Raw genomic sequence first — 24,770 nt, 5'->3', positions numbered from 1 at the left:
GAGAGCCCCTACTCGTTCCGCGCGATCGCCGTCAGCTTGGTCATGTTCCTCAGCAGGATGCGGCCACGCTGGAGATCGAGGATCGCGTCCTTGCGCCAGGCCTGAAGCTGGCGGTTAACGCTTTCGCGGGCGGCGCCGACGAAGACGCCGAGCTGCTCCTGCGAGATGTGCACCTCCGAGCCGAAATCGGCGGCGAGCGCGCAGAGCCGCCGCGCGAGGCGAACCGGCAGCGGCTGCAGCATGGACTCTTCCATGCGCTCGCTCTGCCAGCGGATGCGCTGGCACAGCAGCGCGATGATCTTGATCGCGACCTTCGGCTCGCGCTCGAGGAAGGCAAGAAAGTCTTCGCGCCGCAGCACGAACAATTCGCTGGCCTCGCCCGCGGTCGCGTCCGCAGTGCGGTTCTGGCCGTCCAGCACCGCGACCTCGCCGAACAGGTCGCCCGGCCCCATGAAATTCAGCGTCAGCCGGCTGCCGTCGGCGGCGCCGGTCTCGATACGGACCTGGCCGCGGCGCATGCCGAACAGCGCGTCTCCGGCATCGCCCTTCTGGAACAGCACCTCGCCGTTCGCCAGATGCTGGGTGTGGCAGAGATTGGACAGCCGCTGGAGCTCGTCTGCGCCGAGATCGGCGAACATCGGGTTCATCTTCAGGATGACCGCAAATTCGGCCTGCTTGCTCATTTCAACTTCCTTGTGAATTTACTTGTCAATTTCGCTGGCAAATCGGCTGGAACCATCAACGTCCAGAATCGCGTAAAACCGCGCCGGAGAAGTGTGTCATAAGTCACATAACTTTGCAGCACCCCCTGACTATTTTTGACCGCTTGGAGCGGCTTCCCGTCCCGGGATAAACTCACGCGCATAGGACGGGTGAGCGGCCGGGTTCGGCACCGTTCGTCCGTCGTTGGAAAGTCGACATGAGAGCAGTGAAATTCGCCGGCGCCGCGGTCGCCGCTGTCGTCATCGTGATCGCGCTTCTCCTCGTGGTCGGGATCCCATCGGGCTTCCTGACCTCGACGATTGCGTCGCGGGTCGAGAGCGCGACGGGCTATCGCCTGTCGATCGACGGCACCACCAGGATCAGCCTGTGGCCGACGCTGAACGTCACCTTGAACGATCTCACGCTTCAGGATCCGAAGGACCGCAGCGGCATTACGCGCCTCACCGTCGACAGCGTGCAGGCCGACATGTCGCTCTCCAGCGTCTGGTCGGGCCGCCCGAAGATCAGCGAACTCATCGTCACCCGCCCCGTGCTCTACCAGCCGCTGCTGCGTGAGCGCCTGCCGAATGCCGGCACCTCGTCGAAGCCGCTGGCGCTCGACACGGACGGCGCGACCATCGACCGCGTCAAGGTCACCGACGGCGAGGTCGCATTCGCGCGCGTGCGCGATCGCGTCGAGAGCCGCATCAGCGCCATCAATGCCGATGCCGTCGTTGGCCGCGACCGCAACGTCAGCATCACCGGCACCGCGCGCGTCGGCGAGCACCCGACCAAGTTCGACATCAAGGCGACGACGCCCGCGCCGCCAACCGACCGGCCGACGATCCCGGTGGAGTTCGCCATCGACATGCCCGATGTGCTGAAGTCCCGGCTCGCAGGTCACGCCGAGATGCGGCTGAGCGGCGATCTCGTGATGATCAACGGCGTGAACGGCACGCTCGGCGACGGCGCGTTCAACGGCTGGGCTTCGGTCGACATCGCGAGCAAGCCTCTGGTCAAGGTCGATCTCGACTTCCAGCGGCTCACGATTCCGCTGGCGAAATCGCCGGACGGCGCGTCCGGGCAGCCCTGGAGCAATGCGCCGATCGACGTGTCCGGGCTCAATTATGTCGATGCACAAATCAGGATCTCCGCGAACGACGCCGTGATCGGCGATGCGCGTCTTGCGCCGCTGGCGCTCGATGCAAAGCTCGCCGGCGGGGTGCTGAAGGCCGGCACCGCCAATCTCGGCGCCTATGGCGGCCAGGTCTCCGGCGAAGTGATCCTGGATGCGACCAGCGGCGCGCCGAGCTTTGCCATGCATTCCGACCTCGTCGGCGTGCGCGCGCTGCCGCTGCTCCGGGGCCTTGCCGAATTCGACCGGATCGACGGCAAGCTGCAAGCCAAGCTCGCATTGCGCAGCGCCGGCACCAGCCAGCGCGCCCTGATGGCGAACATGCAGGGCACGGCCTTCGTCAATTTCCAGGACGGCGCCATCCGCGGCATCAACGTCGCGCAGATGATCCGCTCGCTGACATCGGGCACGCTGTCCGGCTGGCAAGACAACCAGAACAGCAGCCAGGACCAGAGCACGGATTTGTCGCAGCTCTCGGCCTCCTTCCGCATCGACAAGGGACAGGCGGTGACGACCGATCTCAACCTGATCGGGCCGCTGGTGCGCGTGACCGGCGCCGGCACGATCGCGCTCGACACCAAGATGTTGGGCTTTCGCGTCGAGCCGAAGCTGGTGATGACCACCGAAGGCCAGGGCCGCGCCTCCGAGCCGGTCGGCTTCGGCATCCCCGTGATGATCCAGGGCAGCTGGTCGCAGCCGCGGATCTACCCTGACATGGCCGGCATGCTCGACAATCCCGACGCCGCCTACGCCAAGCTGCGCGAGATGGGCAAGGGCCTGTTCGGGCCTGATGGCGCCGGGCTCGGCAATATCCTGGGCAGCCTTGGTCTCGGCGGCACGACCGCGCCGGGTGGCGGCAATGCAGGCAGCAACGCCAATCCGCAAACCCAGCAGCCGGGACAGAACAATCTGCTCGGCGGCCCGCTGGGCGAGGCGCTCGGCAATCTGATCCAGCAGGGACTTTCCAGCGGAGCTGCAACCGGCACTGGCACCGGCCGCAGCCGCAGCCTGCCCGCGACGCCGTCCACACCGGCACCGCAGGCCTCGCCCGCGCCGGCGCCCCCGGCCCGGGCCCCGGACGAGCCGCCGGTGGCGCAGCAGGACAGCCAGCCCATGAACGACGTGTTGCGGCAGCTCTTCAATAATCGATGATTGGCGGACCAACAGGCTGGACTCCACGCCAATCCCTTACATCGGCCCGGCCTTTCCCTGCTTCCTCCGAACGGATGAGCCTGCGACAATTCACCACCCTTTAGGCCCGACCCGGCGTCCACTTCGGGTAACCACGCCGGCCGGTCCTCCGGTCCCCGGGACGTCCCTTGGCCCAAATTGTGATAGAAGGGCGGCTGGGCCTGTACGGCCCGTAGCGCCGGCGTCGATGGCGGCGCGAGAGGATCCGGATGGCGGGAGCGAACGACAAGACACGGTTTCTGCGCGAGGGCCTGTTCGCCAAATACGTCGTCTCCCTCGTCGGCCTCGTCGTGTTCGTCCTCGCCGTCAGCGGCGCGATGGAGACCTGGATCTCCTATCGCGCCACCAAGACACAGCTGACCGACGGGCTGGAGGACAAGGCGCAGGCCGCGGCCCGGCGGGTGGAACAGTCGATCTCCGAGCTCGAGCGCCAGATCAGCTGGGTGACCCGCGCGAGCCAGGACACCCTCGAGAAGCGCCGCGCCGACTACGCCCAGCTCCTGCACCAGGTCGCGGTGGTCAACCAGCTGTTCCAGCTCAACGGCGAAGGCCGCGAGGTGCTGCGCGTCTCGCGCCAGTCGACCACGACCGGCGGCAATGCCGACCTCTCCCGCGACATGCGCTTCACCGACACCGTCGCCCGCGGCGTCAGCTACGCGCCGGCCTGGTTCTCCGACAGGACTCCGTTGATGTCGATCTCGGTGGCGCATTCCGGCTTCAACGCCGGCGTCACGGTCGCTGAGATCGATCTCAGCTTCCTCTCCGAATTGCTGTCCGACGCCCAGGTCGGCAAGGCGGCCTTTGCCTATGTGGTCGATCCGCGCGGCCGCGTGCTGGCGACGTCCTCGAAAGGACCCGATGTCGGCAAGGACCTCTCCAAGCTGCCGCAAGTGGCTGCCGCGATTTCGCCCGGCCGCGGGCCCGACACGTCAGGCACCGACTTCAACGGCTATTCGGTGCTGACCGCCGCGAGCACCGTACCGAAGCTCGGCTGGAGCGTGCTGTTCGAGCAGCCGACCACGCAGGCCTTGACGCCGATCCGCGATCAGCTGGTGCGCATCGCGCTCTTGATCGGCATGGGCCTGATGGTCGCGATCCTCGCCGGCACGCTGCTCGCCCGCCGCATGATCATTCCGATCACGGCGCTGCGCGACGGCGCGCACAAGCTCGGCGAAGGCGATTTCAGCCACCGCATCGACGTGCACACCTCCGACGAGCTGGAAGATCTCGCCGGCCAGTTCAACCGCATGGCCACCCAGATCCAGGAGACCTATTCGAACCTGGAGACCAAGGTCGAGGAGCGCACCCGCGATCTCGCGCAGTCGATCAACGAGCTCAAGGTGCTGGAAGAAGTCGGCCGCGCCGTCGCCTCCTCGCTCGATCTCAACGCGGTGCTGCCGACGATCGCCGCCCGCGCGATCGAGATCACCCATGCCGACGCGGTGCTGATCTACGGCTTCGACGCCGGGACGCGTCGCTTCAACCTGGTCGAATCCAACGGCATCGACAAATCGGCAGACGGCGCCCATGTCACGATCGACGAAGGCGACAACATCCTGAGCGATGCCGCGGCGAGCTGTGAGCCGATCGCGCTTGCCGATCTCGACCATGCGGCCGAGCAGCCGCTGCGCGACGTCGCGATCGCGGCCGGCTTCCACTCCGTGCTGGTGGTGCCGCTGGTGGACCAGCAGGGCACGCTCGGCTCGTTGGTGGTGCTGAGGCGTGCCGGCGGCGAGTTCGCCGCCAGCATCATCGGCCTGATGCGCACCTTCGCCAACCAGGCCGTGCTGGCGATGCGCAACGCGCGCCTGTTCACCGAGGTCGATCACAAGAGCCACGCGCTGGAAGCGGCGCACGAGACCGTGCGCGCCCAGGCGGACAAGCTGCGCGTGCAGACCGAGCAGCTCAAGGACTGGAACAAGTCGCTGGAGGAGCGCGTCGAGAAGCAGCTCGGCGAGATCGAGCGCATCCGCAAGCTCGAGCGGTTCCTCGCACCGCAGGTCGCGCAGTTGATCGCCTCCTCCGACAGCCCCGAGGGGCTGCTCACCAGCCAGCGCCGCGAGGTCACGGTCGTGTTCTGCGACCTGCGCGGCTTCACCGCGTTCACGGAAGCGACCGAGCCGGAAGAGGCGATGAACGTGCTGCGCGAATATCACGCGGCGCTCGGCACGCTGATCTTCAAGTATGAGGGCACGCTCGACAAATATGCCGGCGACGGCGTGATGATCCTGTTCAATGCACCGATTCAATTCGAGGACCACACCCAGCGCGCCGTGAAGATGGCGGTGGAGATGCGCGACACCATCGGCCCGCTGACCGAGCGCTGGCGCAACCGCGGGCATAGCCTCGGCTTCGGCATCGGCATTGCACTCGGCTATGCGACGCTCGGCCAGGTCGGCTTCGAGCAGCGGCTGGAATATGCCGCGATCGGCAGCGTCACCAACCTCGCCTCGCGCCTCTGCGGCGAAGCCAAGGCCAACCAGATCGTGGTCAGCCGCCGCGTCTACGGCATGGTCGAACCCTGGGTGGAGGCGCGCGCGCTCGACGATCTCGTGCTCAAGGGCTTCAATCACCCCGTGCTGGCGATGGAGATTCTGAGCTGGCGCGAGGAAGTGGACAACGTGGTGGATGCTGCGGCGGCAAGGCGGCGAGGGTAGCCCTCGCTCTCAGCCGCACGCTCGCTGCGTTCCCTCCCCCCTTGCGGCAGGGCAATCGCATTTAAGGCCGTTGCTCTGTGGCCCATCCTTCGAGACGCCCGCCTTTGGCGGGCCCTCAGCATGAGGACGGAGTTCGCGGCAGCAATTTCGACCGGCAAAGATGCCGCTTAGCCTCATCCTGAGGAGACCGCGGAGCGGTCGTCTCGAAGGACGAGGCGCGCGCTCAGGCCCTGCCAAAAGTCATATGCGATTGCCCTGCCGCAAGGGGGGAGGGAGCGCAGCGGCGCAAGCCGCACCGTCGTCGCGACTCTTGCGACGACACTACGAACCACATCTCTCCTCCCTGCGACTAACCATCGCCTCAACGGCGAGGCGGGTTTCAGATGGGAGACGATCGTGGCGTTTGCCTTGCCTTCGCGCGCATATGATTTGCAGATGCTGGACCGTCCCACTGAGCGTGCGCGCGACCACGGCTGGGTCTATGGCTTGCCGCCGGGCATCACATCCGAGCAATGGCCGCTCGATCCCGTCACCGGCTATCCGTTGATGCACGGGTTTACGCTTCTGCTGCCGGACGATTATCGCCTGCATGGCGACGACATCGTCGCGGTGTCGTTCTTCGCGACCGCGCCCGATCACAATGACGGCGGCGCGCCCGACGACCCTGAGATCCGCGAGGCGGTGCTGGCGCGGCCGGCGCATCCGCGCCTGTCGCGCATGACCGACATCCTCGACTACGAATATGCCGCGCTGCTGCTGACCAAGGCTGAATATGACGGCGCGTTCGCGACGCCGCCGGCGCCGCTTGCGCTGGCCACCGCCGACCGGCCGCGCTGGCTGGATGTCGGCGGCGCCTGCGCCTTCTTCGAGACCGCCGCGCCCTACGCCAGGAAGATGTTCGCCGCGCCGCCGCGCGCCGATCTCGCCGAGACCCGCGCGATTGGCTTGACGCCGCGCGCGGCCGATCCCAATGCCGGCAAGGGCCCGCAGGACGAGCACGTCCGCCAAAACCCGCCGACCGGCTATCAGCCCTATTACTATTATGTCGGCGGCGTGCCGAGCCGCGACAATTTTCGCCTGCACGATTGGAGCAAGGACCACGCCCACAACCATCTCGGCGGCACCATGCGGCCGTGCCAGGCGGTGCCGGAGATGAGCCCGTTCTACATCGAGTTCGAGGAATATTTCGGCGGCTACAATTTCGGCGGCGGCAATGCGCAGCTCGACTTCAAGGAGATGAAGTTCGACTGGGCGTGCGGATAGTCACGCCCCCCGCTTCGGTCCGATCGCCTCGAAGCCGGCCTTCTGCTCGTCGCTCAGGTCCGCCTCGAAATCGTCGAGCGCATCGGCAACGCCGCTCACCGCCTGCAGCATCGTCTCCAGCCGCGCCTTCACGGCCGCGAGGCGGCCTTGCGGTGTCGCGGCAGGCTTGGTCGGGCAGGCGCTCAGCGTCTCCATGGTGCGCAGCGTGGTGTCCTGGAGCACGTCGAGCCGGGCGCGGCCGATGTCGTCGAGGCGAAGCGTGGACGCGATGTCGGCGACGGGCCATTGCTGCTGCACGAGCTGCTCGTACTGGCGCTGCAGCTGGGGGTCATAGCGAGGATCGCTGTCCGCCGCGCAAGCCGCGGCTGCCTGCGCATCCTTGTGCTGGCTTGACGCGAGCGCGGCGCGAGCCTCGTTGGCCAGCGCATCGAGCCTGGACTTCTGGTTCGCGTCGAGAAGATCGACAAATTTCGAAAGCGGCGGCGCGACCGCGTCCGTTGCCTTGATCATGGCCTCCAGGCGCTCGCGCATCAGGCCGAGGCGCTCGGATGCGGTCGCAGGCACCTGCGCCGGGCAGGTCGCGCGAACGCTGTTGCGGGCAGCTAGCCAGGCGGCACTGAGATCGTCGAGCGCGGTGCGCTGCAATTCGTTCGGCTGCACGGCAGCGGTGATGCGATCCGCCGGGAAGCCGGCGGGATCGCTGACGTCACAGATGTTTTGCGCCGACGGAATCCTGCGCGCAAACCGGCCTTGCGGCGCGGCGTAGGCGGCAAGCTCCTTGGCCGCATAGGGCGAGAACAGCGCGGCGTAGATGTCGCCGTAGCCGTAGAGCGAGATGCTGGTCGTATCACCAAGGATGATTGCATTGGCGAGATCGTCATGGGCGAACGGCCAGAACACCGGACCGGCCCAGCCATAGCTGCCGTCGGGGTGGCGCCACCAGCCCTGCGGGCGGCGGCCGCCATGCCAGCCCGACAGCGCCGCTTGCGCCGTGAGCGCCGCGCGCAGAATGGCGGGATTGAGCGGTTGCCGGCCCTCGACGCCGCGGGGATCCTGCGACCGCAACGCGGCGGAGCGGTATCCGCCGCCTCGCACCGCCATGCGGGCATGACGCAGGCGCGACAGGCCGATCACGTGACCGACGGCGAACCGCGCGACGCCGAGCGGCCCGCCGCGCAGTCCGAACTGCGCTTCGGCCCTGTTCGGCAGCAGCACGGCCAGAACGACAAGGGCGGCGCCCGCCAGCACGGGGGCCATCCGTGATCCCGACATGATCGCTGACCTGACCACCTTGGCCCTCCTCCAGCGCCAAGCGCGCACCACCTCGCATCACATGACGCGCGGGGGAACCAAAGGTTCCGGGAGTACGACGGTCAAAGCGTCGCGGCGGTGAGAAGAAGCGCTGCGCTCATTCCGCCTTTTGCGGCAGCACAAGAGTCTGGCCGGGATAGATCAGGTTCGGGTTGTGGATCTTCGCGCGGTTGGCGTTGAAGATCACGGCGTAGCGGGCGCCGTCGCCGTAAGCGAGCCGGCTGAGCGCCCACAGGCTGTCGCCGCGGGAGATCACCCGGCTGCCGCCCGCCTCCGCCGGTGTGCCGCTGAGGGCGTCGCCCGGCGACGCCGATGCGACCGTCGTGGCGGCAGGCGCTCGCGCCATGCTGCCCCTAGATTTCGTCGCGCCCATCATTCTGGGCCGCGTCGCCGGCCTGTCCGATGCCGACGGCAGGGATGCCACGACATCCGATCTCGCGTCCGGCGTCGCGGCCCGCTTCGTTTCCAGTTTGGCGGCGGGCGGTGCAACACGCGCCGGCGGCGGCGCCGCCTCCGCGATCGTCACCGGCATGGTGCGGCTGGACTGCGTGACGGTGCCATCCGGCGCCCTGGCGCGCAGGGTCAGCTCGTAGCTGCCGGCGGGAAGTTGCGGCGGCGTCATGACGAACTGGCCCGATGCATCGGCCACGACCGAGTGAAGCGGCTGGCCGTCGCGCAGCAGCTCGACCTTTGCACCCGGCGTGGCCTGGCCCGCGATCACCGCCGCTTCGCCATGGTCGTCGATGCGGGCGACGTCGAACCGGGGACCGGCGTCGGTCGCGGCCACCGGCGGCTTGACCGGCACGAGATCAGCCAGCGCCGTGACCTGCTTCTGCGTCTCGGCCAATGGACCCGCAGGCTTCGGCGCGGCGGCGGGCGCGGGCGGCGCGCCGGCGGCGAGCTTCGGTTCCTCGGGCGTCGGCACTGCCTTGGTCTCGGCTTTAGGTTCGGTCTTGATTTCGGCGTTGGCTCCGACCTTGGCCTCGGACTTGGCCGCGACGGCGATCTCGGTGCTCGTCCCGCCCGGCAACAGGCGGCGCAGCTCGGTGGGGCCGATCACCAGCACGGTGCCGACCACCGCGAGCAGGCAGAATGCAATGAAAGCCTTGGAAGCGGTCATCATCAGAAAGCAGACCCTTGCTGGCAAATCGGCCGATGACGGCAAGTTGCTCCGATTTGGCTACGGCAGCAAGACGGTCGAAGGGATTACCGCCCTCCGTTCCCGCCCGCCGCGGATGAACCGGCGCGGCCCCGTCGGCGTCATATGATCGAGGCCGCATCGCGGCCTATTTTTTGAGGATTTTTCCCGTGACTGCATTCTGCCGCCCCGCGCCATGGCTGGCGCTTGCCGTGATGCTCGCCGCCACCCCCGCACTTGCCGCCTCGGGCCCGCCGCCGGACTACATGCTCACCGACAATGCCGATCTCGCCTTCACCTCGCCCGACGGCGCCACCCGGATCGAGCAGTACATGAAGGACAGCAAGGATTTCGACGTCAAATGGCAGGCCTGGGCGAGGAACGGCGAGCGGATGACGGAGCTGAAGCCCGAGCAGGGCTACGGGGCCGGCTTCCGCTTCACCAGCGACTCGCAATGGCTGGTGCGGATGCAGAAGACCGGCTCGGGCGAGCAGGATCTGTTTCTCTACCATGTCGAGAACGGCGCCTTCGTGAGCGCGACGAAGAAGTCGCTCAGTGACCTCGCCTGGGCCTATTTCCACAGCCGGCCGGACACGAAGAACATGAAGCTCGACTACCACATCTCGGCCAATCTGATGAAGGGCACCGAAGATGCTTATCGCTGGCTCGGTGTTGACTGGCCCAACAATCGCTACCTCCTGATCTCGCTGTCGGGCGAAATGGACAAGCATCCGAAGAACGTCGCCGTGAAGGGACTGGCCGACTGGAAATGCCGTTATGACCTCAAGACCGGCAAGTTCGACGTGCCGGCGATGTTCGCCAAGGGCAACGCGGAGGCGCTGAACTGGGAGATCAAGCGGTGAGATTTGGCCTCGCCGGCCCCCTCCAAAGCGGGGCGATCTCATATGTCTCCTTGGCGCCAGTCTACGCGCGCCTCGCCCTTCGAGACGACCGCTTCTCGCGGTCTCCTCAGGATGAGGCTAAGCAGCATCGGCGCCCGCTAAAATTGCTGCCACGCACTCTGCCCTCATCCTGAGGAGCCCGCCAAAGCGGGCGTCTCGAAGGATCGGCCGCCCCGAGAACCAACCTCCCGATTCCGTTCCCATTCATATTTTCGTAACCCTCACTGGTAACGGGGTCTTGTCGGTTTTGCTGCATCTTGCATCCCACGGGAGGGCTGGATGGGCACATCGATCCGATGGACCGCGCGGATGCGCGCGCTGCTGCGCCGTTGGCGCGGGGCGCCGCTGACATGGCTGATCGTCGGCGGCTTCGTGCTGATGGCTGCAACCGCCATCGGCACCGCGCTCACCGTCGACCGCTTCCGGCAGAATGCGATCGAGAGCGGCCGCGACAGCCTGGAGAGTGCCGTCCGCCTGCTGGTCCGCCATTTCGACCGCGAGTTCGCGGATTTCGCGGTGCTCCAGAAGAGCGTCATCGCCGAGCTCGAAAGCCACGGCATCGCCTCCACCGACGTCTTCCGCAGCGAGATGGGCACCCTCGCCATGCACGAGGCGTTGCGCGCAAAAGCCAGCGGCTGGTCCGACGTCGCCGGCGCCAATGTGTTCGACGCCAACGGCGCGCTCATCAACTCGTCGCGGCGCTGGCCGGTCGCCGACATCTCGGTCGCCGACCGCGGCTATTTCAACCGCCTCAAATCCGACCCGACCTCGCAGGAGGAGATCGAGGTCGTGCCCGGACGGTTCGGCAACGGACCGGCGATCGTGTTCGCGCGGCGCGTCTCCGGCCCCCATGGCGAATTCCTCGGCATGGTCTCGCGCGCGATCACGCCCGACCAGCTCGAATCCTTCTTTGCCTCGACGGGGCTCGGCGACGATTCCTCGATCGCGATGCACCACCAGAACGGCCAGCTGCTTGCGCGCATTCCGCATGTCGACGCGATGATCGGGCAGAACTACCACACCGGCTCCCCCGAGCAGAAAGCCGTGTTCGAGCGCACCTTCGTCACGATGCAGCTCGCGAGCCCGATCGACGGCAAGGACCGCATCGTCGCCTCCCGCCTCCTGACCGGCGCGCCGCTGGTGATCGTTGCGACCAGGTCGCTGGACGCGACGCTCGCCACCTGGCGCACGCAAACGAAATTCTTCGTCACCGTGGCCGTGCTGTCGATCGGCCTGCTCGTCCTGACGCTGTTCCTGATCTTCCGCCAGGTGACCCGCCGGCTCTCGCTGGAGAAGCAGCGGCTCGACACCGCGCTGAACACCATGACGCAGGGCCTTCTGATGTTCGACCAGGACGAGCGGCTGATCGTCTGCAACCGGCGCTACATCGAGATGTACCACCTGTCCACCGACGTGGTGAAGCCCGGGGCCTATTTCCGCGACGTCATCCAGCACCGCCACGACACCGGATCGTTCGACGGCGACGTCGATTCCTATTGCGACGGCATTTTGGGCAGTGTCGGACGGACCCAGAGCGCGATCGTCGAGACCGCCGACAGCCGCCTGATCGAGATCAAGAACCAGCCCGGCGCCGCCGGCGGCTGGCTTGCCACCCATGACGACGTCACCGAGCGCATCCGCGCCGACGAACGCATCGCGCATATGGCGCATTACGACGCGCTGACCGACCTGCCCAATCGCGTGCTGATGCGCGGCCATCTGGAACGCCGCGTGGCGGAGCTTGCCGAGGGCAAGCCGTTCGCGATCCTCTATATCGACGTCGACGAGTTCAAGGGCGTCAACGATTCGCTCGGACACGAGGTCGGCGACGAGCTGCTGCGCCAGGTCGCGAACCGCCTGCGCGCCTGCGTCAGCGGCAACGACCTCGTCGCGCGGCTGGGCGGCGACGAATTCGCCATCGTCAAGGCCGGTACCCGCGACCAGGCCGAGCTGACGGCGCTGGCGGAAACGATCCTCAACGCATTGCGTGCGCCCGTGAACTGCAAGGGCCAGGAGGTTCCGACCGATGCCAGCATCGGCATCGCAATCGCGCCCGACCACGGCGACAATCTCGACGACCTGCTCAAGCGCGCCGACCTGGCGATGTATGCCGCCAAATCCGAGGGCCGCCGCACCTTCCGCGTCTTCGTGCCCGAATACGACGCCAAGGCGCGGCTGCGCCGGCAGCTGGAGCTCGATCTGCGGCAGGCCCTCGCGCGCGGCGAGTTCGAGGTGCACTATCAGCCGCTGGTCGACCTCGCGGCCAATGTCGTGACCGGCTGCGAGGCGCTGCTGCGGTGGCACCATCCGGAGCGCGGCATGGTCTCGCCCGCCGACTTCATTCCGGTCGCGGAAGACACCGGACTGATCGGCGAGATCGGCGAATGGGTGCTCAAGCAGGCCTGCACGGAGGCGGCCTCCTGGCCCGGCGATATCCACATCGCCGTCAACGTCTCGCCGGTGCAGTTCCGCTCCAAGACGCTGGCACTCAAGGTCGCCGCCGCGCTTGCCGAATCGGGCCTGGCGCCCGGGCGGCTCGAGCTCGAGGTCACCGAAACCGTCCTCATTCGCGACGACGAGGAGGCGCTGACGATCCTCCAGCAGTTGCGCGAGCTCGGCGTGCGCATCGCGCTCGACGATTTCGGCACCGGCTATTCGTCGCTGAGCTATCTGCACCGCTTCCCCTTCGACAAGATCAAGATCGACCGCAGCTTCATCAGCGACATCGGCGAGCCCGAGGACTCCTCTCCGATCGTCCAGGCCGTGGTGCACATGGCCGCCGCCCGCCGCATGGCGACGACGGCCGAAGGCGTCGAGACCGAGGCGCAGCGCGAGGTGCTGCGCCAGCTCGGATGCAGCCAGATGCAGGGCTGGCTGTTCAGCCCGGCCGTCCCGGCCGCGAAGCTGAAGCGGTTGCTGTCGGCGCAGGCGGCCGCGGCTTAAGCGCCGTTTGCGCAGGCGATGACGGTGAAAACACCTCTCGCGCGGCCCGGAATAGGCTTCAGGTGGCGAATTGACGCGCACGGCGGCCTTATCGATTGACACGGCGGCCCGGGAGTGTTCACGTCGTCCCCGAACTGTATCGCGGCGACAAGCAGCTCGCGTGTTCGAGGCCGGCGCTGAAGATCGCCGTCACTGTCATCCTCACGATCGCAATGAAGCTCCTGCGCAATCGGCTGCGTGCAGGACTGCCGTATTTCGCAGCCGGACGAGGAGACACAATTGCAGGTACTTGTTCGCGACAACAATGTCGACCAGGCGCTTCGTGTCCTGAAGAAGAAGATGCAGCGCGAGGGCGTGTTTCGGGAAATGAAACAGCGGCGCTCCTACGAGAAGCCGTCGGAGAGAAAGACGCGCGAAAAATCCGAGGCCATTCGCCGCGCCCGCAAGCTCGCTCGCAAGCAGGCGATCAGGGAAGGCTTGCTGCCGGCGCCGCCGAAAAAGAAGCTTCCGGAGCGCAAGCCGCCGCTGCCGCAGACCGCTGCCAGGCCCGCGGGCTGAAACGGCGGCACGACAACGCCGTGAGACCGACCGGGCAATGAGAACAGGCCGGCATCGTTGCTGCGCATCTTGTATCCGGGAAGATGGTCCATATCTCATCGGCATGATGAAGCTCACACTCGTCCAGGACCAGGCTATCCAGGCGCTCATGGCAGGCATCGTCGGCGCCGAGACGTTCGATCGCGTCTTCGCGGGCATCCGCTTCGACAATATCGAGGGCACGATGCTCTACGCCTTCGCCGGGAACGCGGAGGTCGCGTCCGACATCGAGGACAGCTACTCGCCCTACATCGCCGCGGTCGCATCGCAGGTGCTGGACAAGCAGGTCGACGTCGTCATCGTGATGCCGAAAGTGCTGCAATAAGGTTCATCGAGCGAGACGGCGCAAGCTAGCTGTCCGTCTCGCCCCGCGGCATCGTCCCACCCTGCAGACCTCATGGCGCCACCAACAAAAGCCGTGGCGTGACCTCGAAATAAATCCGCGCTAACCTCTTGAGCACAAGAACAAGAGGAAACGCCAATCGTGTACGACTACATTATCGTGGGCGGCGGCTCGGCGGGGTCCGTGCTGGCCCACCGGCTCTCCGCAAAGAGTGCCAACAAGGTCCTGCTCTGCGAAGCCGGACAGGACACACCACCCGGCAACGAGCCGGCCGAGATCAGGGACAGCTATCCGGGCACGGCCTATTTCGATCCGCGCTTCCACTGGACGGAATTGAAGGTCACGACGCAGGTCGTCAGCCACAACAATCCGACCGAAGCGCGTCCTCCCTTGCGCAAATACGAGCAGGCGCGCGTGCTCGGCGGCGGCTCGTCGATCAACGGCCAGATGGCCAACCGCGGCGCGCCGACCGACTACGACGAATGGGATGCGCGGGGTGCCGAAGGGTGGACGTGGAACGACGTGCTGCCGTTCTTCAAGAAGGTCGAGCGCGACCTCGATTTCGACGGCCCGTATCACGGCAAGGACGGCCGGATCCCGGTGCGCCGGATTCCGCGGGAGCACTGGACACGGCATTCGCAGGCCTTCGCCGATGCCTTCCAGCAGGCCGGTCATCAATTCGTGGCGGACCAGAACGGCGAGTTCGTCGACGGCTATTTCGCGGTGACGCACTCCAACCAGGCCGAGCAGCGCGTCTCCGCCGCGATGGGCTATCTCGATCGCGACACCCGCAAGCGCGCCAACCTCACGATCTCCACCAACACGCAAGTTCGGGAGCTGCTGTTCGAAGGCACGCAATGCGTCGGCGTGAAGGCCAGGGTCGACGGGCGGGAGCAGGAATTCCGCGGACGCGAGATCATTCTCTCCAGCGGCGCCATCCATTCGCCGGCGCATCTGCTCCGCGCCGGTATCGGCCCGGTCGGCCACCTCAAGGACATGGGGATTCCCGTGCTGACGGGCTTGCCGGGCGTCGGCCAGCGCCTGATGGATCATCCCTCGATTTCGCTGTCGTCCTTTGTCCGCCGCGGCGCGCGCATGAACGAGCATACCAGGCGCCACATGCAGCTTGGCCTGCGCTATTCGTCCGGGCTGTCAGGGGTGCCGAAGGGCGACATGTTCGTCGTCGTGCTCAGCAAATCGGCCTGGCACGCGGTCGGCGCGCAAATCGGCTCGCTGCTGACCTTCGTCAACAAGACCTATTCCGAGACCGGACAGGTCAAGCTTGCCTCGCGCGACCCTTCCGCAGAGCCGATCGTCGAGTTCAACCTGCTGTCGGACCGGCGCGACCTCGATCGGCTGATGAGCGGCTTCCGCAAGATGGCGGCGGTGCAGATGAGCGAAATCGTCAGGAAGGTGACGGACAAGCCGTTCCCGGCCGCCTATACCGACAAGGTCCGCAAGATCGGCGTGGTCAACACCGGGAACAAGATCCTGACCAGAGTCGCGGCGGCGCTCATGGACGGGCCGGCGGCGCTGCGTCACTATCTGATCGACAATTTCGTGGTCGAAGGCTTCACCTTCGATGACGTGATGAACGACGACGAGGCGCTTGAAGCCTTCGTGCGCAAGGCGACCATCGGCGTGTGGCACGCCTCGTGCTCATGCCGCATGGGCCGGGCCGACGATCCGATGGCGGTGGTCGACAACCAGGGCCGCGTCAGGGGTGTCCAGGGTCTGCGGGTCGTCGACGCCTCGATCTTCCCGGTGGTGCCATGCGCCAACACCAACTTTCCGGTGCTGATGTCGGCAGAGAAGATCGCTGCAACCATGCAGTGAGGGATCCCGGCGGGACGAGGTCCGGAAGCGGAGGCGAGTCCAAACCGGACCTCGGACCGCAGACGTCGCCCTCGGGCGAAGCCGGCGATCGGGGAACAGCATCCCTGTCGGGACGAAAGTTCACATCAGCCGTTTGGCCGCGTGCACTTCGACGAACTCGGCGTCGGGATGCGTGACGATGGTGGCGAACATGATGCCGCTGATGATCAGCGACCAGGCGGTGTCCCAATAAATCCAAAACACGTGCCAGCCTCCGTTTTGGCGTCCTCCGCCCGCGAGATCAGGGGTAACGGCGGGAAGGGGGCTGCCGTTCCCTAGCGATCATGTGGCCCTGCGGCCTGAGATAGAGCAGAGGAAGCGCAGCGCTGTTCAAGTTTGTCGGAGAGACCTTGCGATCGGTTTAACCGGTGTGGCGCTTTGCCACGACATCCTCATCCCGCGGACCCTTTCATCCCCTTGGGCTGTGAACGAGTTCATAGAGGCGCGGCCGTTTGCAGTGCACGATGGTTCACACGCGCCCCGGCGCATCGAACATTCGACCGACGGATTTTCGCCATGCGCAAACGACTCGTCGCCTGGACCATCCTGACCTCGGCATTGCTCGCGGTCGTCGTGTGGACCGTGCTCGGGCCGCCCGACCATCCCGCCGGCCCGAATCTGCACTTCCGCAACCTGACGGCCGCGGTGCGGTAGCCGCCTTCGGCGCGACGCAACCGATACCATTTCGGCATCGATCGATCTCATTTGGAATTTGGTGCGGCGAGGCGCCTGCCGCTATCCTCTGCGACAAAACAACAATGCCGCACTGGCCCCGAGGAGAACGCCCATGCCGAGACCGACACGCTGCGTCGCATCCAAAACGCCCCGCGCTGCGATCGCCACCACCCTCGCCTTCCTTGCCCTCATTTCGGGAGTTCGCGCCGGCATGGCCGAGACCTTTGCCTATGTCGGCAATGCCGACAGCAACGACATCAGCGTGTTCAAGCTGTCCGAAAGCGGCGAGATGACACCGGTGCAGACCGCCGCCTTCACGGGCGTCGAAAAGCCGGGCTCCTCGACGCCGCTCGCGATCACACCCGACCACCGCGTGCTCATTGCCGGCGTCCGCTCGCAGCCGTTCCAGGCGGTAAGTTTTGCGATCGACCCCAAGACGGGCCAGCTCAGCCATGTCGGCAACGGGCCGCTCGCCGACAGCATGGCGAACATCGCAACCGACCGCGGCGGCAAGGTCCTGTTCAGCGCCTCCTATGGCGGCAACAAGGTCGCGCTGAATCCGCTTTCCGCGAACGGCGTCGTTGGCGAGCCGAAGCAGGTGATCCCGACCGGGCTGAACGCGCACGCCTTCCTGCCCTCGCCCGACAACCGCTACGTGTTCGCGACCAATCTCGGCTCCGACCAGGTGCTGAGCTTCGCGTTCGACGTCACGACCGGTACGCTCACGCCGAGCGCTCCGCCGAACTACAAGGTGCCGGAAAAATCGGGGCCGCGGCACTTCGTGTTCCATCCGAACGGCAAGTTCGTCTATCTCATCCACGAACTGAACGGCGATGTCGCTGCTTTCACCTATGAGGCCAAGAGCGGCGCATGGGACGAGATCCAGCGCACCACCGCACTGCCGGAGGGTTTTAATGGGAAACCCTGGGCCGCCGACATCCACATCACCCCGGACGGGCGCTTCCTCTACGCCTCCGAGCGCACGACCAATACGCTCACCGCCTACAAGGTCGATGCGGCCAGCGGCAAGCTGACCACGGTCGGCAGCGTGCCGACCGAGAAGCAGCCGCGCGGCTTCAACATCGATCCGTCCAGCCGCTACCTCGCCGCGGTCGGCGAGCTGTCCGACGGCATGACGGTCTATGCCATCGACCAGAGCAGCGGCGCGCTCAGCAAGCTGAAATCCTACCCCACCGGCAAGAAGCCGAACTGGGTGGAGTTCCTGAGCCTGCCGTGAGGGGCCGCGGCCGGCCTAAGTAATCATCCGTAATTTCAAAGTCCGGGGCTTTTCATCATATGACGGTCATGGACCGTCATATTGTCTTCAAGTGCCCCCAGACCGGCATGAACGTGCAGCATCGGCTTGGCGACGAGCCGGCCGATCGCACGCACGTGTCCGTACCCTGCCCGGCCTGCACGCGGCTGCATCTGATCGACCGTTCCTCCGGCAAGCTGCTCGGCGATCGCCGAAGCTGACCGGCAGCCAGGCAGAACCGTCGCATCCCATCTCGAACCACGAGTTGTGCGGCCGCCGCGCCCTGCCCGGCGGCGAGCGAACCTGTTCTCCAATCCCGCGACTAATCAAAGACTTGCCGCGGCAGCCCCGGGCGGCGCGGCATCCCGCTTTGGGACAACGCTGCCGTAGTCCTTGCCGCTGCCATCTGCTATCGATTGGAGGCATAGCCCCCGTGGAATTTCCGATGCGCCATTTGCCCCGTGCCGCTGTTCGAGCCCTGTTTCCCGCAACCATCGCCGCAGTGCTCGTCTTCGGCCAATATCCGGCCGGAGCCGCCGATGACGACGCGCCCAAGGGGCCGGCCGTCACGGTGCTGAAGGTCGCAAAATCCTGCTTCTCCGACATCGTCGAGGCCACCGGCACAATCATCGCGCGCGAGGAGACCTCGGTGCGGCCCGAACGTCCAGGCCTGAAGGTAACGGAAGTGCTGGCGGAAGCCGGCGAGACCACCACCGCCGGCCAGGTGCTGGCGCGCCTCGCGCTGCCCGAAGGCGGCACGCTTCAGGTCACCGCGCCGGTCGCGGGTGTGATCGCCACCTCGACCGCGCAGATCGGCAACCTCGCCTCGGCCAAGGGCGAGGCACTGTTCACGATCGTGGCGCGCAGCGAATACGATCTCGTCGGCCTCGTGGCGACGACCGACATGCGCAAGCTCGCAGTCAATCAGCAGGCGACCGTGCGTATCGCCGGCGCCGGCGACATCGACGGCAAGGTGCGCCGCATCGGGCCGACCGTCGAGCCGAACATCCAGCAGGGCATGGTCTATATCGGCATCTCCTCGCAGAAGCGGCTGCTGCTGAATGCGAGCGGGCGCGCGCTGATCAAGACCGGGCAGAGCTGCAACGTCGCGGTGCCGCTGACCTCCGTGCAATATTCGTCCGCCGGCACCGTGGTGCAGGTGATCCGCCGCAACCGCGTCGAGACCAAGCGCGTCGAGATCGGCTTGATGTCGGGCGGCAATATCGAGGTCCGCGACGGCCTCAACGAAGGCGACGTCGTCGTCGCTCGCGCCGGCGCACTACTCCGCGAAGGCGATCCCGTGCGCCCGGTGATGGCCGCGGAAGCGGCGAAGTAGCAGCCACGATCGTCATTGCGAGGAGCTCTTGCGACGAAGCAATCCAGAGTCTTTCCGCGGAAAGATTCTGGATTGCTTCGCTGCGCTCGCCATGACGGTGTAGGGGCAGATGTGCGCTACACACGCATATCGTAGGGTGGATTAGCCGAAGGCGTAATCCACCTCTTTGCTTTCCGCTCTGAGAAAGAAGTGGTGGATTACGCTTCGCTAATCCACCCTACAATCGCCGGGAAAAACTAGCCGCCGGCTTCGCCGAAATGAACGTCTTCGAGCAGCGAGGAGGAGACGGTCGGGACCTGGTCGCCTTCGGAGGCGCGGGAGATGGCGACGCGGGTCTTGTTGAAGGCGCTTTCGGCGCTGCCCTGCGCAGCGAGGTTGCCGAGCAGCTCGCTCACCAGCACGCTATGCTCGCCCTTGCCGTCGTCGACGACCTTGCCGGGCGAAGCGGAGGAGAGGATCAGCGCATTGTCGGGCGCGCTGATCGGCGCGAGGCCGTGGCTGTAGGAGCGGAAGCGGCGCTCGTAGGGGTTACGGCGGGAGGCATCGACGACGACGAGCTTGGCCTTGGCGCCCTGCTCCTTCATCATGTCGAGCACGCCGTCGATAGAGACGCCCTGGCGGCGGACGTCGCTTTCCTTCCAGATCACGGCGTCGATCGGCAGCATGTAGCTCTGGCGGCCGGCCTGCACGCCGTAGCCGCCGAAGAACAGCATGACGACGGTGTCGCGCTTGATCCGGGACTTCAGGCGGTTGACGGCGCGGACCATGTCGTCCTTGGTCGCGTCTTCCACCATGTCGACGTCAAAGCCGTTCTTGCGCAGGGTCGAGGACAGCGCGCGGGCGTCGTTGATCGACTGCGTCAGCGGCGCGTTGGCGTCGGGATAATGTCCATTGCCGATGACGAGCGCGAGCCGGGAGGCCTGGCCGATCGACCCGGTGACCTGGTCGGTCGTAACAGCCTTGGCGGCATCGAGCGCGCGCATGTTGAGGGCAGCATGGGCGCCGATCACGAGCGAGACCGTGCCGATGAGGGCTGCGGCCACCGCAATCGTGCGTCGGGAAATGTCGAGCTGCCTTACATTCATCTCGCTTCATTCCTGTCAGTGCCAAAGACCGGCCACGCGCGCGCATACAGGTTGAGTAGCGCGATAGCGTCTTTAGGTTTGAGGGATTGGCCGGGGGAGTGCCCCCGAATTGCGCGCAATTTGCGGCGCCGCACCAAACAAACCTTTAACGGGATATAGGGTGTCCCGCAATAGATTGCCCAAAATTTGAGCTAAGTCGCTGAAGATGTTAGTTAATTACCTGACCTGGATTTCTCCGTTTTTGGTATCCCCGTAGCCTTCCGGGCTCTGATCATGCAGCCCTCGTGCCGACTTTTTCCGTGACTGCCATCACATTTGTTTTTCCTGCGAATCCGGGTAGCTTTTTCAAAGACTTGCAGGGGTGGTGCGCAGATGGGAGCGCACCGGCCGTCCCCGACCAAGGCCCCGCGACCAGGTATTTCATGAGCTTTCATTATTTTGCCGGCGCCGCCTGCCGGGCGCTGACGGCGCGGAAGGACGGCCCCTCGCTTTACGACGTCTGCGATCCCGTATTGTCAGGCCCCGCCAGCGGCGATCCGCATCTGGCCAAATTCTACAAGACCGCGCTCGGCAATCCCGCGCTGCGGGTGCTGCTCCGGCGGGCCGGGCTGCCCGAGTTGCGCAACGAGGCCAAGCTCACCCGGCTGCGCGAGGCACTCACCCGCGCCCGCGACGAGGCCGAGCCGGACTGGGCGGCGGTCGGCCAGCCCGTCGCCGATCTCGTCGACAGCATCACGCTCGACCATCCGAGGCCACCGCCGGCGCTGTTCGTCGGCGCCATGCCGCAGGCTTCACAGATCGACGGCGTGATCCGCGACTGCGCGCAGCATCTGCTCGGCTCGTACCGCAAGAACGGTTTCCTGCCGACCTATGCCGCCTTCAACCTGATCGGCGACCCTGATTTCCGCGGACGCGAGCTGACCATGGCGCTCACCGGGTTGAACGCGCGCGGCTACAAGAACTCCTCACTGCTGTTCAATCTCGCCCGCGTCTTCATCGCGCGCTCGAAGGCAGCCGCCGTGGTCAATCCGCCCTGGACCGGCATCGCCGAGCCGATGTGGGAGCCGGTGCAGATCCGCCACCGCTCGGCCTATTACGATGCGTTCTTCATTGAAGCGCTGCTCAGCTTCGTTGAGACCGGGCTCGCTTCACCGGCCGACAAGACGGCGGCAGAGCGCGCCATCGCCGACATGGTCGATTTCTGCGTCAACATCAGCCGCGAGGAGGTCGAGGGCACCGACGGTGCGCGCTTCAATGTCATCACCGCGCTCGCGCCCGCGCCACATCCGCGCTTTTCCCGCTTCTTCGCCCAGATCAAACAGGATCTCGGCTTCGGCGTCTATGTGCCGGACTGCGACACCACGGCCTGCTCGATCTCGGCGGCGACGCAGGCGGGCTGCACCGATCCGATCATCGACCAGCCGCTGCTGGATTTCTACAGCAGTTACCAGGTGCGCGCCGGCGTCAACGAGCCGCGCGTGACCGTGCCGCTCAATGACAATATCGACTATGAGGGCGGGGTCGCGACCTGGATCGACAATCTCAGGGGCGAACGGCCCTACGGCAACGATCTCGATCCGACGCTCAATCTCGACATTCTAGAGGTCAGCTTCCGCAACCTCGTGCGCTGGAAGATTCTGGAGACGCCGGCCCGGCTTGCGACCGTGCATCGCATCATCGGCTTCCAGAAGCGGCTCGCGGCCAGCGGCGCCTTCGCCAATCCGCGCTCGCACATCTATTACCTGCCGGAACTCTACAGCGCCTATTTCGGCCGCTGCTATGCCGCCTTCCTCGCGCTGCCGCTGGCGGCGCAGGCGGCGATCGATCCGGACGGCGACTTCGATTTCATCCGCCACCGCGTGCTCTCCTACGTCAAGGGCGAGCTGATGGCCGCCGAGATGAACGTGTTCGACGCCGCACTCGCCTTGATCGCGCTCGGCCATCTCGGCGCCGACCCGCGGGCCTTCGCGCCGGCGCTGAATGTCATCGTCGGCGCCATCGGCGAAGGCGGCCGCCGCGGCCCGTTCCGCGCCTATGAATGGAACAAGATGAAGACGCCGACGCGGATCCTGGTGGGCGGACCGGAGGTGACGTCGGCGTTCGTGCTGATGGCGCTGGCGGTGGCGAGGCGGGCGATGGCGCGGGGGTAACGTGTCTTCCCCCTCCAGGGGAGGGTAAGTGGCGTCCACGACAATGACGGGAAGTTGAAAGCTTAATCGTTAGGCAAGCGCTGGCCGGGCGGCCAAAAGCCGACCACAATTGCGCGGCTTATCGAGATTTTCCTGAACACTGGACCGGCATGTTGCGAAAATTCCTGCTTGCGCTGTCTTTGCTCGCCCCGACGCTCGCCCAGGCCGCCGACATCACCGGCACCGCAAAGGTCCGCGACGGCGATTCCGTCGTGATCGGCAACACGAGGGTCCGGCTCGGCGGCATCGACGCGCCGTCGTCCGACCAGCTCTGCCTCAACACCCATACCGAGCGCTGGACCTGCGGGATCGCGGCACGCGACGAGCTCGCCAAATACACCGAGGGCAAGAACTGGGTCTGTCATGCCCGCGCGATCGACCGGCGCGGCCGCACCGTGGCGCGCTGCGAGGTCGGCGGCGAGGACATCCAGAAATGGCTGGTGCGCAGCGGCTGGGCGCTGTCCTACACCCGCGTTTCGCACGATTACGACGCCGACGAGGCTGCCGCGCGTGAGGCTAAGGCCGGCATGTGGCAGGGCGCCTTCATTGCGCCCTGGGACTGGCGCGTGCGCAACAAGAAGACGACGATATTGGGCGCCACCAAGCCGCCGGAGGGAGCGCATGCCGTGCTGCTCGCTTCGGCCTCGGGGCCGGTCGCGCCCTCGCCGGACTGCACCATCAAGGGCAACGTCAACACCGCCGGCGAGTGCATCTATCACCAGCCGACCAGCCGCTGGTACACCCAGATCAAGATGAAGATCAGCAAGGGCACCCGCTGGTTCTGCTCGGTGGAGGAGGCGGAAGCCGCCGGCTGCCGCGAGACCAAACGATAACCCAGCCCTGCATTTTGCGTGCTTTTCTTGGCTTCCAGCAGCGCGTAAAAGTACGACTCGAGCGACCCACCAGCCTGTCCTCCAGCAACAAGGACCAACAGCAATGACCGTTCGCGCGGGCCGGGAATTTCTGGCCATCCCCGGGCCCACCACGATGCCCGACGAGGTGCTGCGGGCGATGCATCGTCCGGCGATCGACATCTACTCCAAAGAGATGCTCGACCTGACGGAGAGCCTGCTCAGTGACATCTCGAAACTGTTTGCGACCAGGGGCAAGTCCTACATCTACATCGCCAACGGTCATGGCGCCTGGGAAGCCGCGCTGAGCAACGTGTTGTCGCGCGGCGACAAGGTGCTGGTGCTGGAGAGCGGCCGCTTCGCGATCGGCTGGGGCAATGCGGCAGCGCTGATGGGCGCCGAGGTCGAGGTGCTCAAGGGCGACTGGCGTCGCGCGGTGCGGCCGCACGAGGTCGAGGAGCGCCTGCGCCGCGACAAGGAGCACAGGATCAAGGCCGTCGTCGTCGTCCAGGTCGATACGGCCTCGGGCGTGCAGAACGACATCGAAGCGATCGGCAAGGCGATCAAGGCGAGCGGTCATCCCGCGCTGTATATGGTCGACACCGTCGCCTCGCTCGGCTGCATGCCGTTCGAGATGGACAAATGGGGCGTGGACGTCGCGATGTCCGGCTCGCAGAAGGGCCTGATGACGCCACCCGGCCTCGGCTTCGTCTCCGCCAATGCGCGCGCGCTCGAGGTGCACAAGAAGGCGAACATGTCGACGCCCTATTGGAGCTGGAGCGAGCGCGAGGGCACCGAGAATTATCGCAAATATGCCGGCACCGCGCCGGTGCATCTGCTGTTCGCGCTGCGCAAGGCGATCGACCTGCTGCACGAGGAAGGGCTTGAAAACGCCTTCCGCCGCCACAGCCTGCTCGGCGAAGCCGCGCGCCGCGCGGTATCCGCCTGGACGGAAGGCCAGGTGCTCGGCTTCAACATCGCCGAAGCCAGCGAGCGCTCCAACACCGTGACCACGGTGACCATGAGCAACGGCCATGATCCCGCAGTGCTGCAACGCTATTGCAAGGACAAGTGCGGCGTGGTGCTCGGCACCGGCATCGGCGACCTCTCCGGACAAGCCTTCCGCATCGCCCATATGGGCCACATCAACGCGCCGATGCTGCTCGGCACGCTGGGGGTGGTCGAGATCGGCCTCAACGCGCTGAAGATCCCGCACGGCAAGGGCGGGCTGGAGGCGGCGGTCGCGTATCTCGGCGAAGAGGTGGCGGCGTAGGCGCAAATTCCGCCGTCGTCCCGGACAAGCGCAGCTCTGGCAACGCGTA

Annotated in this window: 20 protein-coding genes; 15 read left to right on the top strand and 5 right to left on the bottom strand. The window is 66.1% G+C overall.

Annotated elements, in window-relative coordinates; translation table 11 throughout:
• Positions 1-8: 8 nt before the first annotated feature.
• On the bottom strand, positions 9-683 hold the full coding sequence (locus AB5K84_RS02550; RefSeq protein ID WP_011083189.1) for a Crp/Fnr family transcriptional regulator: 675 nt from the start codon (positions 681-683) through the stop codon (positions 9-11).
• 236 nt (positions 684-919) lie between these two features.
• On the opposite strand from AB5K84_RS02550, the gene AB5K84_RS02545 reads away from it, so the two are divergent.
• The 3 genes from AB5K84_RS02545 to AB5K84_RS02535 all read left to right on the top strand — a co-directional run bounded on the left by AB5K84_RS02545 (position 920) and on the right by AB5K84_RS02535 (position 6,948).
• On the top strand, positions 920-2,989 hold the full coding sequence (locus tag AB5K84_RS02545; RefSeq protein WP_011083190.1) for an AsmA family protein: 2,070 nt from the start codon (positions 920-922) through the stop codon (positions 2,987-2,989).
• A 248-nt stretch (positions 2,990-3,237) separates the two neighbouring features.
• Positions 3,238-5,685, top strand: a complete 2,448-nt coding sequence (locus AB5K84_RS02540; RefSeq protein WP_011083191.1) for an adenylate/guanylate cyclase domain-containing protein — start codon at positions 3,238-3,240, stop codon at positions 5,683-5,685.
• A 396-nt stretch (positions 5,686-6,081) separates the two neighbouring features.
• Positions 6,082-6,948, top strand: coding sequence for a hypothetical protein (locus tag AB5K84_RS02535; RefSeq protein WP_011083192.1), 867 nt, complete (start codon positions 6,082-6,084; stop codon positions 6,946-6,948).
• On the opposite strand, the gene AB5K84_RS02530 is transcribed toward AB5K84_RS02535, so the two are convergent.
• Both AB5K84_RS02530 and AB5K84_RS02525 read right to left on the bottom strand, forming a co-directional pair.
• The gene (locus AB5K84_RS02530; RefSeq protein WP_441232782.1) at positions 6,949-8,220 is read right to left on the bottom strand and encodes a Spy/CpxP family protein refolding chaperone; all 1,272 of its coding nucleotides are present in this window, start codon (positions 8,218-8,220) and stop codon (positions 6,949-6,951) included. It abuts the gene before it with no gap.
• A gap of 136 nt (positions 8,221-8,356) precedes the next feature.
• A complete protein-coding gene (locus AB5K84_RS02525; protein ID WP_011083194.1) occupies positions 8,357-9,382 on the bottom strand; it encodes a LysM peptidoglycan-binding domain-containing protein in 1,026 nt (341 codons plus the stop codon).
• A 185-nt stretch (positions 9,383-9,567) separates the two neighbouring features.
• Between AB5K84_RS02525 and AB5K84_RS02520 the strand changes: the two genes are divergently transcribed.
• From AB5K84_RS02520 to AB5K84_RS02500, 5 genes are all read left to right on the top strand, one after another.
• Positions 9,568-10,260, top strand: coding sequence for a hypothetical protein (locus tag AB5K84_RS02520; RefSeq protein ID WP_441232370.1), 693 nt, complete (start codon positions 9,568-9,570; stop codon positions 10,258-10,260).
• Positions 10,261-10,578: 318 nt separating this feature from the next.
• Positions 10,579-13,242: a bifunctional diguanylate cyclase/phosphodiesterase gene (locus AB5K84_RS02515; RefSeq protein WP_011083196.1), complete on the top strand. Its 2,664-nt coding sequence runs from the start codon at positions 10,579-10,581 to the stop codon at positions 13,240-13,242.
• Between the two features lie 279 nt (positions 13,243-13,521).
• Positions 13,522-13,800: a 30S ribosomal protein S21 gene (rpsU, locus tag AB5K84_RS02510; RefSeq protein ID WP_011083197.1), complete on the top strand. Its 279-nt coding sequence runs from the start codon at positions 13,522-13,524 to the stop codon at positions 13,798-13,800.
• Positions 13,801-13,903: 103 nt separating this feature from the next.
• A complete protein-coding gene (locus AB5K84_RS02505; RefSeq protein ID WP_038967442.1) occupies positions 13,904-14,164 on the top strand; it encodes a hypothetical protein in 261 nt (86 codons plus the stop codon).
• 159 nt (positions 14,165-14,323) lie between these two features.
• On the top strand, positions 14,324-16,018 hold the full coding sequence (locus tag AB5K84_RS02500; protein ID WP_011083199.1) for a GMC family oxidoreductase: 1,695 nt from the start codon (positions 14,324-14,326) through the stop codon (positions 16,016-16,018).
• A 120-nt stretch (positions 16,019-16,138) separates the two neighbouring features.
• Here the strand turns inward: AB5K84_RS02500 and AB5K84_RS02495 are convergent, their stop codons facing one another.
• A complete protein-coding gene (locus tag AB5K84_RS02495) occupies positions 16,139-16,261 on the bottom strand; it encodes a hypothetical protein (RefSeq protein WP_256380414.1) in 123 nt (40 codons plus the stop codon).
• A gap of 312 nt (positions 16,262-16,573) precedes the next feature.
• Here AB5K84_RS02495 and AB5K84_RS02490 point away from each other — a divergent pair, with 312 nt between their 5' ends.
• The 4 genes from AB5K84_RS02490 (at position 16,574) to AB5K84_RS02475 (ending at position 19,323) form a co-directional block, all read left to right on the top strand.
• Positions 16,574-16,711, top strand: a complete 138-nt coding sequence (locus AB5K84_RS02490; RefSeq protein WP_156149861.1) for a hypothetical protein — start codon at positions 16,574-16,576, stop codon at positions 16,709-16,711.
• Between the two features lie 133 nt (positions 16,712-16,844).
• Positions 16,845-17,969 (top strand): lactonase family protein, encoded by a 1,125-nt coding sequence (locus AB5K84_RS02485; protein WP_038967441.1) that lies wholly within the window; start codon positions 16,845-16,847, stop codon positions 17,967-17,969.
• A 68-nt stretch (positions 17,970-18,037) separates the two neighbouring features.
• Positions 18,038-18,208 (top strand): hypothetical protein, encoded by a 171-nt coding sequence (locus tag AB5K84_RS02480; protein ID WP_165448133.1) that lies wholly within the window; start codon positions 18,038-18,040, stop codon positions 18,206-18,208.
• Between the two features lie 224 nt (positions 18,209-18,432).
• Positions 18,433-19,323 carry an efflux RND transporter periplasmic adaptor subunit gene (locus AB5K84_RS02475; RefSeq protein WP_028175680.1) on the top strand — a complete coding sequence of 297 codons (891 nt, stop codon included), beginning with the start codon at positions 18,433-18,435 and terminating at the stop codon, positions 19,321-19,323.
• Between the two features lie 236 nt (positions 19,324-19,559).
• Here AB5K84_RS02475 and AB5K84_RS02470 read toward each other — a convergent pair whose 3' ends face one another.
• Positions 19,560-20,408, bottom strand: coding sequence for a caspase family protein (locus tag AB5K84_RS02470; RefSeq protein WP_011083202.1), 849 nt, complete (start codon positions 20,406-20,408; stop codon positions 19,560-19,562).
• Positions 20,409-20,830: 422 nt separating this feature from the next.
• Here AB5K84_RS02470 and AB5K84_RS02465 point away from each other — a divergent pair, with 422 nt between their 5' ends.
• From AB5K84_RS02465 to AB5K84_RS02455, 3 genes are all read left to right on the top strand, one after another.
• Entirely contained in the window at positions 20,831-22,558 is a 1,728-nt protein-coding gene (locus AB5K84_RS02465; RefSeq protein ID WP_038967439.1) for a hypothetical protein, read from the top strand.
• 149 nt (positions 22,559-22,707) lie between these two features.
• Positions 22,708-23,430 (top strand): thermonuclease family protein, encoded by a 723-nt coding sequence (locus tag AB5K84_RS02460; protein WP_011083204.1) that lies wholly within the window; start codon positions 22,708-22,710, stop codon positions 23,428-23,430.
• Positions 23,431-23,533: 103 nt separating this feature from the next.
• Positions 23,534-24,721: a pyridoxal-phosphate-dependent aminotransferase family protein gene (locus AB5K84_RS02455; RefSeq protein WP_011083205.1), complete on the top strand. Its 1,188-nt coding sequence runs from the start codon at positions 23,534-23,536 to the stop codon at positions 24,719-24,721.
• Positions 24,722-24,770 lie beyond the last annotated feature (49 nt).

This window comes from Bradyrhizobium sp. 1200_D9_N1_1, assembly GCF_052075915.1.
Taxonomy (GTDB): domain Bacteria; phylum Pseudomonadota; class Alphaproteobacteria; order Rhizobiales; family Xanthobacteraceae; genus Bradyrhizobium; species Bradyrhizobium diazoefficiens.
Note: the sequence above shows the minus strand (reverse complement) of the source record. Positions and strands in the feature narration are given on the sequence as shown.

Bases quoted from the DNA above. Each gene is read 5' to 3' on its own strand.
- AB5K84_RS02550 (WP_011083189.1), bottom strand. From the start codon at position 683: ATGAGCAAGCAGGCCGAATTTGCGGTCATCCTGAAGATGAACCCGATG.
- AB5K84_RS02545 (WP_011083190.1), top strand. From the start codon at position 920: ATGAGAGCAGTGAAATTCGCCGGCGCCGCGGTCGCCGCTGTCGTCATC.
- AB5K84_RS02540 (WP_011083191.1), top strand. From the start codon at position 3,238: ATGGCGGGAGCGAACGACAAGACACGGTTTCTGCGCGAGGGCCTGTTC.
- AB5K84_RS02530 (WP_441232782.1), bottom strand. From the start codon at position 8,220: ATGTCGGGATCACGGATGGCCCCCGTGCTGGCGGGCGCCGCCCTTGTC.
- AB5K84_RS02525 (WP_011083194.1), bottom strand. From the start codon at position 9,382: ATGATGACCGCTTCCAAGGCTTTCATTGCATTCTGCCTGCTCGCGGTG.
- AB5K84_RS02515 (WP_011083196.1), top strand. From the start codon at position 10,579: ATGGGCACATCGATCCGATGGACCGCGCGGATGCGCGCGCTGCTGCGC.
- AB5K84_RS02505 (WP_038967442.1), top strand. From the start codon at position 13,904: ATGATGAAGCTCACACTCGTCCAGGACCAGGCTATCCAGGCGCTCATG.
- AB5K84_RS02490 (WP_156149861.1), top strand. From the start codon at position 16,574: ATGCGCAAACGACTCGTCGCCTGGACCATCCTGACCTCGGCATTGCTC.
- AB5K84_RS02485 (WP_038967441.1), top strand. From the start codon at position 16,845: ATGCCGAGACCGACACGCTGCGTCGCATCCAAAACGCCCCGCGCTGCG.
- AB5K84_RS02480 (WP_165448133.1), top strand. From the start codon at position 18,038: ATGGACCGTCATATTGTCTTCAAGTGCCCCCAGACCGGCATGAACGTG.
- AB5K84_RS02475 (WP_028175680.1), top strand. From the start codon at position 18,433: ATGCGCCATTTGCCCCGTGCCGCTGTTCGAGCCCTGTTTCCCGCAACC.
- AB5K84_RS02470 (WP_011083202.1), bottom strand. From the start codon at position 20,408: ATGAATGTAAGGCAGCTCGACATTTCCCGACGCACGATTGCGGTGGCC.
- AB5K84_RS02465 (WP_038967439.1), top strand. From the start codon at position 20,831: ATGAGCTTTCATTATTTTGCCGGCGCCGCCTGCCGGGCGCTGACGGCG.
- AB5K84_RS02460 (WP_011083204.1), top strand. From the start codon at position 22,708: ATGTTGCGAAAATTCCTGCTTGCGCTGTCTTTGCTCGCCCCGACGCTC.
- AB5K84_RS02455 (WP_011083205.1), top strand. From the start codon at position 23,534: ATGACCGTTCGCGCGGGCCGGGAATTTCTGGCCATCCCCGGGCCCACC.